At 68.3% G+C, this 12,032-nt stretch carries 7 protein-coding genes; 2 read left to right on the top strand and 5 right to left on the bottom strand.

The genetic code is table 11. The features are described 5' to 3' along the window. Positions 1–276 precede the first annotated feature (276 nt). Together FAZ79_RS03980 and FAZ79_RS03975 are read left to right on the top strand one after the other, a co-directional pair. Positions 277–624: a hypothetical protein gene (locus tag FAZ79_RS03980; protein ID WP_136866692.1), complete on the top strand. Its 348-nt coding sequence runs from the start codon at positions 277–279 to the stop codon at positions 622–624. Beyond that, positions 621–2,510, top strand: coding sequence for a diguanylate cyclase (locus tag FAZ79_RS03975; RefSeq protein ID WP_136866691.1), 1,890 nt, complete (start codon positions 621–623; stop codon positions 2,508–2,510). Before FAZ79_RS03980 ends, FAZ79_RS03975 begins: the two co-directional genes overlap by 4 nt. A gap of 102 nt (positions 2,511–2,612) precedes the next feature. On the opposite strand, the gene FAZ79_RS03970 is transcribed toward FAZ79_RS03975, so the two are convergent. The 5 genes from FAZ79_RS03970 to FAZ79_RS03950 all read right to left on the bottom strand — a co-directional run bounded on the left by FAZ79_RS03970 (position 2,613) and on the right by FAZ79_RS03950 (position 12,018). Further along, positions 2,613–4,058 (bottom strand): sensor domain-containing diguanylate cyclase, encoded by a 1,446-nt coding sequence (locus FAZ79_RS03970; protein ID WP_136866690.1) that lies wholly within the window; start codon positions 4,056–4,058, stop codon positions 2,613–2,615. Positions 4,059–4,102: 44 nt separating this feature from the next. Then, entirely contained in the window at positions 4,103–8,293 is a 4,191-nt protein-coding gene (locus tag FAZ79_RS03965; RefSeq protein WP_136866689.1) for an EAL domain-containing protein, read from the bottom strand. 142 nt (positions 8,294–8,435) lie between these two features. After that, positions 8,436–9,302 carry a TatD family hydrolase gene (locus tag FAZ79_RS03960; RefSeq protein ID WP_136866688.1) on the bottom strand — a complete coding sequence of 289 codons (867 nt, stop codon included), beginning with the start codon at positions 9,300–9,302 and terminating at the stop codon, positions 8,436–8,438. Next, positions 9,280–10,359 carry an ABC transporter ATP-binding protein gene (locus FAZ79_RS03955; RefSeq protein WP_136866687.1) on the bottom strand — a complete coding sequence of 360 codons (1,080 nt, stop codon included), beginning with the start codon at positions 10,357–10,359 and terminating at the stop codon, positions 9,280–9,282. Before FAZ79_RS03955 ends, FAZ79_RS03960 begins: the two co-directional genes overlap by 23 nt. Positions 10,360–10,386: 27 nt before the next feature. After that, entirely contained in the window at positions 10,387–12,018 is a 1,632-nt protein-coding gene (locus tag FAZ79_RS03950; RefSeq protein WP_247709487.1) for an iron ABC transporter permease, read from the bottom strand. Positions 12,019–12,032: the final 14 nt, after the last annotated feature.

Raw genomic sequence — 12,032 nt, 5'->3', positions numbered from 1 at the left:
ATCTCCTGTGCCGGGTCGATTTGCTGCGAGTCGGCCCGCGCGGGGCGAAAGGTGCTGTTGAGTTGGCGTATCGGCCGGTTGGACGAAAGGTTTAGCATTCGCTCATAAACCGATTGGTCGGGTCGACCGATTGCATAGACCGCAAAAGGGTAGTGCACGATCGGTCCGCCTGCCGCGCGGGCCGCTCCTGGCGGCACGGGGCCGGGCTTCATGCGTTCCGCGCCATGCGCTACAGTCGAGCCATGGCCGGGCATTTCCCGGCACGAGGAGTTGGCGATGTTGACCCTGCCGCAAACCGCAAGCGCCGCGCCCGCCGACCGGGAGGCGACCTTCAAGGCCGAGGTGTCGGCACTGTCCCCGGACGAGTTGCCGCTACAGCAGGGCATGGCCCACGGCAACGTCGCGCAGGGCGATGCCCTGTCGGTCATGGTGATCAGCAGCCGGGGCGATGCGACGCGATTGCGCATCCATGCCGGCCTGTTCTTTACCAGCGTGGTTGCCGGCTGTGCCTGCACCAATGACCCCACCCCGATGAATGACGAGCCCGAGTACGTCGAGGTCGAGTTCGAGATTGACCGTCGCGACGGGGCGGCGCGTGTCCGGCTGCTGGAAACCGACGGATGACTTCGTCCTCGGAGTCCCGCCAGGATGCCGGGGCCTCACTTCCGGGTCGCTCGATCCAGGGCAGCGGATCGCCGACCCGCGCCACCTGGCCGGCGTATCGAGTCGGGTTGCTGCTGCTCGCGATCTGGGCACTGATCTTCTCGGTCCTGGCCTGGTCGAGCTGGCAGGCGATCGAGCGCTATGAGCGTCATGCCAACGAACAGGTCGAACAGCGCACGCGACTGGTCGCGCTGATGCAGGCAACCCTGATCGACAGCGAGCTCGATGCCATCGACCGTGACCTGCGGGTGGTCCGCGAGCGCCTGATCCAGCGCCTGGACGAGCCGGCCTCGCAGCACGCGCGGACCATGGAGTCCTCGCTCGATGCCAATGCCCTGGTCCGTGACCTGTGGTGGCTCAACGAATCGGGCGCGCCGGTGGCCACACGCCGTCGCGCCGCGGACCTGCCGATCGACCCCGCCGGGGAGGCCTTTTTCCGTGTCCACGTGAAGGCCCCCGCGCGTCGCGCCGGGGATCCGGCGTTCCTTTCCCAGCCGATCGACGCGGGCGACACGCGCCTGATGGCGATGAGCCGTGCACTCCTCGACGCGAACGGGACGTTTCACGGGGTATTGGTGGCGTATATCGATCTCGCCGCCGTGGCCGCGCTGCTCGATCGGGTGACGGCGAGCGAGCGCCTCGTCTCGTTGCTTGCCCATCGTCAGGGTGGCCTGCTGCTCGATCGGGCCGACCCGACCCTGCCGTCGGAAACCCTGCTTGACTGGCTGCGGGCCGGTGACCCGGCGCAGCCGGTCGGGCGGTTTCCCGGCGTGTCCGGTGGTCACGCGTTTCAATACGCGCTGGCCCGGCCGACGGGCTGGCCGCTGGACGTGGTGGCCGCCGAGGACCTGAGCCTGCTGTCGTCCCGCCTGGCGGCCAACGCCAATGACCATCACTGGCGTCTGCTTATCTGGGCGGTGGTGTCCGGGCTGTTGCTGCTCCTGGTCGGCTGGCTGTTCACGCGGCGTGCCTCGGCGCTGGAGCAGGTGGCGATCAGCGAGCGGCGCCTGGCCGCGAGTCACCGGCGCAATGCCGCGATCATCGAGGCGATGCCCGACCTGCTGTTCACCATGGACACCGAGGGTCGCATCCTCGATTTCGAGCCGGGTGACGGCATCCCCCTGCTGGCCGAGCCGGAGACGTTTCTGGGCCGCACCGTGGCGGACGTGTTGCCGCCGGATCTCGCCGAGCTGACCTTGTCCGTGATCCAACGGACGTTGGCGAGCGGCGAGGTGCAGACCTACCAGTATCACCTCGACTTCGACGGCTCGCGACATTACTACGAGGGGCGCTGCTCGCCGCTGACCGAGGCGAGCGTGCTGATCCTGATCATCGATATCACCGCGCGCAAGCAGGCGGAGAACGCACTGGAATGGGCGGCCACCCACGACGCGCTGACCCGGCTGCCCAACCGACGGTTGTTCCTCGACCGGCTACATCTGGCGGTCAACGAGTTTCATCGCTACGGCGGCATCGGCTTCTGCCTGCTCTACCTCGACCTCAACGGGTTCAAGGCGGTCAACGATGGGTTCGGCCATGCCGCCGGCGACCAGCTCCTGCAGCAGGTGGCCGAGCGCCTGCGCGAGCAGATGCGGTCGGCCGACAGCCTGGCGCGCCTGTCCGGCGACGAGTTCGTGGTGATGGTCAGCCACGCCAGTCGTGCCGAGGCGCGCGTGGTGGTCGACAAGCTGCGCGAGGAGGTCGGTCGGCCCTACGAGCTCGACCAGGGCGAGGCGCGGGTGAGCGTGTCGATCGGGGTGGCCTGTTGTCCCGAGGACGGTCGCAGCGCCGAGGCCCTCATGCAGGCGGCCGACGCCGACATGTACCGGCAAAAGCGCGAGCGGTAGGGGGAAAATCGGCACGACCTCGATGCCTTCGCGAGCCGCCAGGCGTCCATCGGCGGGGTGCCGGGCTCGTGGACGACGATGGTCAGCGGTCGGGTGCGGCGATCAGCCGGGCTCGGCGACGGCGACCTGGTTGCGGCCATTGCGCTTGGCCCGGTAGAGCGCCTTGTCGGCCCGATGGATCAGGCTGTCGAGGGATTCGTTCTCTCGACACTGCGCCACGCCCTGGCTGACGGTCCACCCCTCCTCACTCTGGGGCGAACGCTGGCGTCGGGCCACCGCCTCGCGAATGCGTTCGGCCGTGAGGCGTGCGCGGTCGGCATCCGTGTCCTGGAGCAGGATCAGGAATTCGTCACCGCCCCAGCGGCAGAGCGTATCGATTTCCCGGATCTGCGAGGAAACGGTGTCGACGAGTTCCTTGAGCACCCGGTCACCCGCCTGATGACCGTGGCTGTCGTTGATGGCCTTGAAGTGATCGATGTCGAGGTTGATGATCGAGACCGGCTGGTCATGGCGCCGTCCCAGGCGCAGCGCCTGCTCGAACAATACCTCCAGGGCCTGGCGGTTGCGCGCCCCGGTGAGACGGTCGGTGGTGGCCATGGCCTCCAGCCGACGCTGATAGTTGCGCAGCGTCCAGCCGCCGGTCAGCAGCACCAGGGCGGTCACGCCCAGCGCCAGCAGGATGTTGACGATCAGGGTGTTGAGCAATCGGGCATTGGCGGACGATTCGCGCTGTTCCACCACCAGGAACCAGTCGAGTTCCGGGATCAGCCGGGTATTGACGTAGGTCGTGCCGATGCCGGGGCGCTCGTAGGCGAAATCGGTGCTCGGGCTGGTGAGGATGCGGATGGCGTGGCGGGCCAGTCCTGGCTGGGCCTGGATGCGTTCCGGGCCGTCGTAGCCGGAGCCCCGCAGGGTGATCGTGCCCTCGCGGTCGATGAAGTAGATCGAGCGGCCGTAGCGACGCTGGTAGCTCTCGATCAACCCGGCGACCGTCTCGACGGCGAGCCCGATGCCCGTGACGCCGATGTACTCGCCCGCCTCGTCCTCGACCCGGTAGTTGACGAAGATCGACAGCCGGCTGGGATCGGCCGTGTCGTGGTCGATATTGATCTCAAACGGCTCGTTCATCTCCCGTACGCGGAAGTACCAGGCATCGCCCGGGTTCGCCCGTGTGACCGTCGTCAGCACCCCGTCGGGGTGGTAGTAGCGCCGGCTGGACTCGGCGACGAAAAACGCGGTGGTGGTCTCGTACTTCTGCTGGATTTCCGCGAGGTAGCGGATGATCGCCTCCGGGTCCTCTTCCCCCTCGACCACCCAGTCACGCACGAAGGTGTCGTGCGCCATCAACGAGGAAATCAGGATCGATCGCAGCAGGTCGCGCTCGATCTCCGAGAAGATGTTGTCGCTGGTCAGCGGCAGGGTCTCCTCGGCGATCTGCTGTTCCAGCGAATCCTCGGCGACGAAGTAGCCGATCACGCTGGTGGCGACGAATCCCAGGGTCAGCAGGACGGTCAGGGCGGTGGCAAAGAGGAGCTTGTTGCGTTGCATGGGCGCGGGAGATGACGTCCGGGGCGTGAATCGCTACGCCCGGGTTAGGCGTGGGACAGGTAACGCTGGGCGAACTCGTCGCCCGGCAGCGGGTGGCTTTCCAGGTAGCCCTGGTAGATGTCGCAGTGGTACTGGCGCAGGAAGGTGAGCTGGCTTTGCCGTTCGACGCCCTCGGCGAGTACCTTCAGGCCGAGCGTGTGGCCCAGATCGATGATCACGCGCGCGATCTGGCCGCGGTCGCTGGGCTCGTCGATCAGGTCGATGAAGCGCTTGTCGATCTTGAGCACGTCGATGGCGAATTCGCGCAGCTGGCCCAGCGAGGAGTAGCCGGTGCCGAAGTCGTCGAGCGCGACGTGCACGCCCATCGCCCGCAGGCGATCGAGCAGGTCGCGGGCCTCGGACTCGCGCCGGACGATCGCGCTCTCGGTCAGTTCCAGTTCCAGCCGGTCGGCCGGGAAGCCGGTGTCCTCGAGTACCCGCCTGACCAGGCGGTCGACCTCGCCGTGGCGCAACTGGTGCGGCGAGAGGTTGACCGCCAGGCGGCCGAAATCGCTGCCGGCATCCAGCCAGGCCTTGCCCTGGCGGCAGGCCTCGCGCAACACCCACTCGCCCAGCGGCCAGATCAGGCCGGTGGTCTCGGCCACGGGGATGAAGCGGTCGGGCGAGATCAACCCTTCGGTCGGGTGCTGCCAGCGCACCAGCACCTCGGCGCCGTGCAGGCCGTGATCGTCGAGGCGGGTCTGGGGCTGGAATACCAGTCGCAGTTCGTCGTTGTCGATCGCCTGACGCAACTGCAGTTCGAGGGCGACGCGATCGCGCGCCGCGTCGGTCATTTCGTCGGAGAAGAAGCGGAAGGTGCCGCGGCCTTCGTCCTTGGCGCGGTAGAGCGCCGTGTCGGCCTGCTGGATCAGGCCCAGCGGCGAGGCGGCGTTGTCCGGGAAGAGCGAAATGCCCACCGAGGCGAGCACGCGCACCTGCTGACCCTTGGCCAGTTCCCAAGGTTCGCCCAGCGCGTTGATTACCTGGTCGGCCAGCTCGCCCACCTCGGCGGCCGAGTCGATGCCGGCGACGGCCAGGGCGAATTCGTCGCCGCCCAGCCGGGCAATGGTGTCGGCCTGGCCGAATCGGTCGCGCAGGCGCTCGCTGACCTTGATCAACAGCTGGTCGCCGACGGCGTGGCCAAGGCTGTCGTTGACGTCCTTGAAGCGGTCGAGATCGACCATCAGCACGGCGACATGATCATGTTCGCGGCGTGCCACGTCGATCAGCTGCTCGAGGCGGGCCATCATCAGCAGGCGGTTGGGCAGGCCGGTAAGCGGGTCGTGGTGGGCGAGGAAATCGAGCTTGGATTCGTTTTCCTTCTGGCGGCTGATGTCGACGAACAGCCCGACGTAGTGGCTGATGTTGCCCTCGCGGTCGGTGACCGTGCTGATGCTCAGGATCTCCGGGAAGGTCTCGCCGTTCTTGCGACGGTTCCAGATCTCGCCCTGCCAGTGTCCGTCGCGTTCCAGCTCCTCCCACATGCGATGGTAGAAATCCCGGTCGTGCTGGCCCGAGGCGAGCAGGTCGGGTGTCTGGCCGATCACGTCCTCGGCGCTGTACCCGGTCAGGTCGGTAAAGGCGGGATTGACCTCGAGGATCACCTGGTCCCGATCGGTGATCAGCACGCCCTCGCGGGTGTTCTCGATCACCTTGGCCATCAGGCGCTCGTGCTGCTCGACCTCGTGGCGGTCGTGGATGTCGGTGACCACGCCGTCGAACCACAGCGGCGTGCCCTGCGGGTCGCGCCGCACCAGGGTGACTTCTTCCACCCAACGGTACTCGCCGTCGCCCATGCGCACGCGGTATTCCTGGTGGTACTGCGTCTCGCCGCTGGCGACCTGTTCCTCGAAACCGCTGGCGACCATCGCCAGGTCGTCGGGATGGATGATCTCGGCGTACGGGTACCGTTGCGCCTGCCACTCCTCGGCCGAATACCCCCAGCGTTCGAGGTTGCTCGAGACGAAGGCCGTCGGCCAGTCGTCTTCGGGCAGCCAGCGGAACAGCACGGCGGGGCTGGCCTGGACGGCTTCGCGGGCGCGCTCTAGGTCCTCGAGGCGGTCGAAGTAGTCCAGCGCGAACGAGATGTCGGTGGCCAGTTCTTCCACCGTGCGGCAGATCGCGTCGTCGAAGAAATCGCTGACCTCGGCGTACAGGGCCATCGCGCCGATGATCTCGCCGCCCCGGTGAATCGGGAAGGCCGCCACGGCATCGACGCCCGCCTCGATGGCCTGCTGGTGCCAGATGCCGGTCGCTAGGGCGCTCTGGAAGTGGTTCACCACCACCAGTTCGTCGGCGCGGATCGCCCGGCCCACCGGTCCCTGGCCGGCCGGTTCATGCGGGTAGATGCTGACCTCGAGCTGGTCGATGTGGCCGGTCTGGTCGCCGTATTGCGCCACCGGTTCGACCGAGCCGCTGTCGCGGTCGATCAGTCCGATCCAGGCGAATGCCAGGTGGCCGTGATCGACTGCCACGCGGCACGCCGTCTCAAACAGATCGTCGGCCGTGCGGCAGCGGGTGATCGCCTGGTTGGTCTGCGAGAGTAGGTCGTAGAGATCCTTCTGATGCTCCAGGGCGTGGTAGGCCTCGCGCTCGCGGGTGACGTCCTCGGCGATCGAGACCAGTCGCTCGGCCCGGCCATCCTCCGAGCGCGTCAGGCGGGTGTCGAAACGCAGGTGGGCGGTCGTCCCGTCCGGGCGCTTGAGGCTGAATTCCTGGGCACAGTGATCGACCATCCCGTTGATCAGGTCCTGCATGGCCTGGTGTTCGTCACCGTGCAGGGCATCGCCCAGCAACTCGTCCCAGCTCTTGCCCACCAGCGACTCGCCCGGGTGCCCCAGCATCTCGGCCAGCCGCGGGTTGGCATCGGTAAGGCGGCGGTCGTTTGGCGAGCTGATGGCCATGCCGAAGAACGGCATGTCGTAGAACACGCGCAGCAACCGATCCTGCTCGGCGGTGCGCGCCGTCCAGCGCAACGCGTCGCTCTCGCGGGTGCGGCGCCACAGCAGGGTGAGGATCACGGCCATGATCGCCAGCAGGAAGAAGGCGACCACCGCGAGCAGCCACAACGTCTGGTAGAGCGGTTGCAGGACGCTCGCGCGCGTCTGGGTGGCCACCACCGCCCATTCCCGCCCCGGGATCGGATGCACGGCCCCGATCACGGGCGCCCCGCTCACATTGCTGGTTTCGATGGCATGCGGTCGGGCGTCGACGGTGAAGTCCGCCGGGCGCAGGCCGCTCTGCTCCCAGGGCAGGTTGGGCCAGGGGTCCTCGGCGGTTTGCCGTGCGGTGTCGTCGAGCAGCAGCACGGTGTCGTCCTGGGCGCGGGCCAGGTGGGTGGCCATGCCGTCGTTCGTCATGCCGTGGGGAATCGGCGGCACGTCGGCGCGCAGCAGGGCGTAGGCGATCGGTGCCTCGTCACCGATCGGTATCAGCCAGTCGATGTGGGCGTGCCGGTCGGTGTAGAGATCGGGCGAGAGTTCGACGACCTGGCCGTCAACGGCGAGATCGGCGGCGCGCCGCAGTTCATCGGGCCAGCGGGTCATGCCGTGGTTGACCAGCGGGGTGGCGCCGCTCGCGTCGAGCAGGGCGGCGGCCTCGTAGCCGTAGGCGCGGCGCAGGGCCTCGAATCGGTCGAGGATGAGCACGCGCGCCTGTTCAGCCTCGGTGCTGTCGTCGGTGGATTCGATCAGGCGGCCGGCGGCGTCCTGCATCGTTGTCGATGACTGGAGTACCAGCGCGTCACTGGCCCGTTCCTCGAGCCAGGCATCGATGAAGTCGGCGCGCAGGGCGGCGACGTCGGCGAGTCGGGACTGGGCCGATTCGATGACCAGTGGTGCGCGGTAGAGATAGGTGCCGGCCGTCACGATCGCGACGACCAGGAGGTTGGCCAAGAAGACGATGAACGGCCCGCTGCGCCGGCGGCGCGGTACCTGGTCGGGGGTGGCTGGCGCGGCGCGGTTCGACTCCAGCCAGCGCAGCAGCAGGTAGAGGATCACCCCGGTGACGGCGACGAAGCCCAGCCCCTTGAACAACCCCACCCGCGCCAGTTGCTCGGCCGGCACGAACAGGCCCAGCAACCAGTCGGAGGTCAGGATCCACAGGCCGGCGTAGACCACGTAGGAAATCGCCAGCACCAGGGGCGAGATTGACCGGCGTCGTCGGGCGGGATCGGGTTGCTGGTCTCGCGACGTCATGTCGTCCGGGGAGTCCCTGGCGTGGTTCGCGGTGGATGATGATGGCTGCCAGGGCGGCCCGCGTGGGGCACCGTCGGCGCTAGCTCAAGAATGGTCCAATACCGCGAGCAAGTCCAGTCTGTTGGCCGGGCGGGGTCGAGGGTCAGGGATTGCCCAGCAGCAACGGGTCGAGCAGTAACTCGCGTGCGTTCTCGCGCGCCAGGCGCCGGGCGACCGAGTCGGGTAGCTGGTCGAGCCACTGGCGGATGGTGTCGGCCGCCTCGTCGAAGCGCTGCCAGCGCGCCAGGCTGTAGGTGTCCACCCCGACGACGAAGCGGTTGGGGTGGTCGACGAACAGGGCGCGCCACTCGGGCAGCAATTGGCCCTGCTCATCCAGGAAGCGCTCGTCGCGCACCGAGGTGTCGATGAACAGGTGCTCGGGGTGGCGGGCGAGCGCGGCGCGCAGGATGGTGGGGTCGGGTTGGTCGCCCAGGTGCGCCCAGAGCACGTCGACGGTTGGCGCGATCTCGAAGGCGCGGTCGATGATGGCGAGATCGCCGTGGAGCATCAGCACCAGCCCGCGTTCGGCGGCGATCTCGACCAGGCGCTTGAACGTCTGGCTGTCGCGGTCACGACCGAAGATGTGCAGTTCGCCCAGACCACGGTAATCGCCCTGGTCGAGCCAGGTCTCCACCCGGGCGGGCAGATCCGGCCGGTGCATCCAGGTTTCCTTGTCGGCCTTGGCGCGATAGACGCCCAGGAACGGCACGATGCGGTCGGGCGCCAGCTCGGCGAGCAGGCGGGCGTTCTCCGGCGGGCGGCTGGTGACCACGGCGTGCTCGATGCCGTTGCTCTCGAGTGTCTCGAGAATGGCCCGGGGCTCGATGGCCGCGCGCTGCTCGGCGTTGTAATGCAGGTGGGCGTCGAATAGCGGGGTGGTCGCGAGCGCCGTGGTCGACCCGCCGCCGAGCAGGCCGGCGAGCACGACGGCGGCCAGTACGCGGCGGTTATTCCTCGTCACTGTCGGCATGGCGTGAGGCCCCTCCGCGCGGAAACAGCACCAGGTGGGTGAACGCCGGGCGCAGGTTGACCCGCACGCCCGGGGCGTAGTGATCGTGACTGGGCGCCAGGCTGAGCAGACGGGTGCCGCCGGGCAGGGCGAGGGTGTAGAGGAAGTTCGCGCCGCGAAAGACGCGCTCCTCGATCTCCGCCACCCCGGGGCCGTCGGCATCGATGATCACGTCGTCGGGCCGGACCAGCACGTCGACCTCGGTGCCCGGCGGGTACTCGTGCGAGACCTGGCCCTCGAGCAACCCCAGCTCGGTCTTGACCCGCCCCGGCCCGACCATGGTGCCGGCGATGCGCGTCCCCTGGCCGATGAAGTCGGCGACGAACGGCGTCTCGGGGCGGTGGTAGAGGTTGTAGGCCGTGTCCCACTGGTGCAGCCGGCCGGCCTGCATGACGCCGACGATGTCGGCCATGGCGAAGGCCTCCGCCTGGTCGTGGGTGACCAGCAGGGCGGTGGTCTCCGCCTCGCGCAGGATGTCGCGCAGCTCGCGCGGCAGGGTTTCGCGCAGCTCCACGTCCAGGCTGGAGAACGGCTCGTCGAGCAGCAGGATTTCCGGGCGCGGGGCCAGCGCCCGGGCGATCGCCACGCGCTGCTGTTGCCCGCCGGATAGGTGGTGCGGATAGCGCTTGCCCATGCCCGGCAGGCCGACGAGATCGAGCAGCTCGTCGATGCGTTGTTGTCGGTTTTCGGCCGGTTTTTTCGGCAGGCCGAAGCCGATGTTGTCGGCCACGGTCAGGTGCGGGAACAGGGCCAGGTCCTGGAAGATCATGCCCACCCGGCGCTGTTCGGGCGGGTGGCCCCAGCCGGCGCCGGCCACCGTGTTGCCGTGCAGGCGCACCACGCCCGCGCTGGGCGACTCGAAGCCGGCCACCGTGCGCAGGATCGAGGTCTTGCCGCAGCCGGACGGCCCCAGCAGGCAGCCGATCACGCCGGTCGGCAGCTTGAGGTTGACGCCCTCGACCGCCGTGGTGCGGCCGAAGCGGACGGTCAGGTCCACCAGGCTAAGCCGTTCACTCATGAGTGAGCTCCACGGGGAGCCGCGGGCTTATTCATCGATCGGGTCACGGCTGGAGATGCTGCCTTCATGTCCTCTCGCGCGGGTGATCGAGCGACTGACCAGGATCACCGGGATCAGGCCGGCGGCCACGATGGCCAGGGCCGGCAGCGCGGCGTCGCGCAGTCGCTCGTCGGAGGCCAGTTCGAACGCCCTGACCGCCAGCGTGTTGAAGTCGAATGGTCGCAGGACCAGTGTCGCCGGTAGCTCCTTGAGCACGTCGACGAACACCAGTAGCGCGGCGGTGAGAAGACTGCCACGAATCAGCGGGATATGCACCCGCCAGAGCGTGCGCCCGGCGTTCGCGCCCATCGAGCGGGCGGCATCGTCCATGCTCGGGCGGATGCGCCCGAGTCCCGCCTCGACCGTGTTGAGGCTCACGGCAAGAAAGCGCACCAGGTAGGCGAACACCAGCGCGGCGACCGTCCCCGACAGCAGCAGGCCGGTGGAAATGCCGAACTGGTCGCGCATCCAGGCATCCAGCGTGTTGTCGAAGGCGGCGAACGGGATGATTACGCCCACCGCGATCACCGTGCCGGGCAGGGCATAGCCCATGCCGGCGATGCGGTTGATGGTGAAGGTCAGCCGCCCGGGCATCAGCCGATGGCCGTAGGCGAGGAACAGCGCCAGCAACAGCGCGAGTATCGCGGTCAGGCCGGCCAGCCCCACCGAACGGGACACCAGCACCGCGAACTCGCCCAGATCCCGGGTGGGGGCCACCTCCAGGCTCCAGGCCAGCAGCTGGGCCGACGGCACCAGGAAACCCAGCGCGAGCGGCAGGGCGCAGGCCAGGACGGCCAGCGCCGCCGGGCCGCGGCGCAGCTGGAACGAGGGTCGTGCCTGCCAGTGGCCGTGATGGTGGTAACGCGCCTGTCGCCGGGAGAGCCGCTCGATGATGATCACCGTGAAGATGAACGTCAGCAGCAGGGCCGAGAGCTGCGCCGCGGCGATGGTGTCATCCAGGCCGAACCAGGTGCGGAAGATGCCGGTGGTCAGCGTCGGGATGCCGAAGTACTGCACCGTGCCGTAGTCGGCCAGCGTCTCCATGATCGCCAGCGACAGGCCGGCGACGATCGACGGGCGCGCCAGCGGCAGGGCCACGCGCCGGAACATCGCCCAGGGCCCCAGCCCCAGTGAACGGGCGACGTTCAGCGCGCTGGAGGACTGCTCGAGAAAGGCCGCCCGGGTGAGCATGTAGACGTAGGGGTAGAGCACCAGCGTGAGCATCACGATGGCCCCGCCCAGCGAGCGGATTTCCGGGAATGGGTAGTCGCCCACCGACCAGCCGGTCAGCGCGCGCAGGCCGGATTGGACCGGCCCGGCGACGTCGAGCAGGCCGGTGTAGGTATAGGCGATGATGTAGGCCGGCATCGCGAGCGGCAGCAGCAGTGCCCACTCGAACAGGCGCCGGCCCGGGAATTCGCACACCGACAGCAGCCACGCCGTGCCGGTGCCAAGGATGAAGGTGCCGAACCCGACACCAATCGCCAGCAGGGCGGAATTGATGACGTAGTCGGCAAGCACCGTGTCGGCCAGGTGCGACCAGGTCGCCTTGTCCGGCCAGAACACGGACGCAACGATCACCGCGAGCGGCAGGGCCAGCAGCGCGGTGATCAGAATCATGCCCCCCTTCCACG

Source organism: Guyparkeria sp. SB14A (assembly GCF_005096345.1).
Taxonomy (GTDB): Bacteria; Pseudomonadota; Gammaproteobacteria; order Halothiobacillales; family Halothiobacillaceae; genus Guyparkeria; species Guyparkeria hydrothermalis.
Note: the sequence above shows the minus strand (reverse complement) of the source record. Positions and strands in the feature narration are given on the sequence as shown.

Bases quoted from the DNA above. Each gene is read 5' to 3' on its own strand.
- FAZ79_RS03980 (WP_136866692.1), top strand. From the start codon at position 277: ATGTTGACCCTGCCGCAAACCGCAAGCGCCGCGCCCGCCGACCGGGAG.
- FAZ79_RS03950 (WP_247709487.1), bottom strand. From the start codon at position 12,018: ATGATTCTGATCACCGCGCTGCTGGCCCTGCCGCTCGCGGTGATCGTT.
- FAZ79_RS03970 (WP_136866690.1), bottom strand. From the start codon at position 4,058: ATGCAACGCAACAAGCTCCTCTTTGCCACCGCCCTGACCGTCCTGCTG.
- FAZ79_RS03955 (WP_136866687.1), bottom strand. From the start codon at position 10,359: ATGAGTGAACGGCTTAGCCTGGTGGACCTGACCGTCCGCTTCGGCCGC.
- FAZ79_RS03960 (WP_136866688.1), bottom strand. From the start codon at position 9,302: ATGCCGACAGTGACGAGGAATAACCGCCGCGTACTGGCCGCCGTCGTG.
- FAZ79_RS03975 (WP_136866691.1), top strand. From the start codon at position 621: ATGACTTCGTCCTCGGAGTCCCGCCAGGATGCCGGGGCCTCACTTCCG.
- FAZ79_RS03965 (WP_136866689.1), bottom strand. From the start codon at position 8,293: ATGACGTCGCGAGACCAGCAACCCGATCCCGCCCGACGACGCCGGTCA.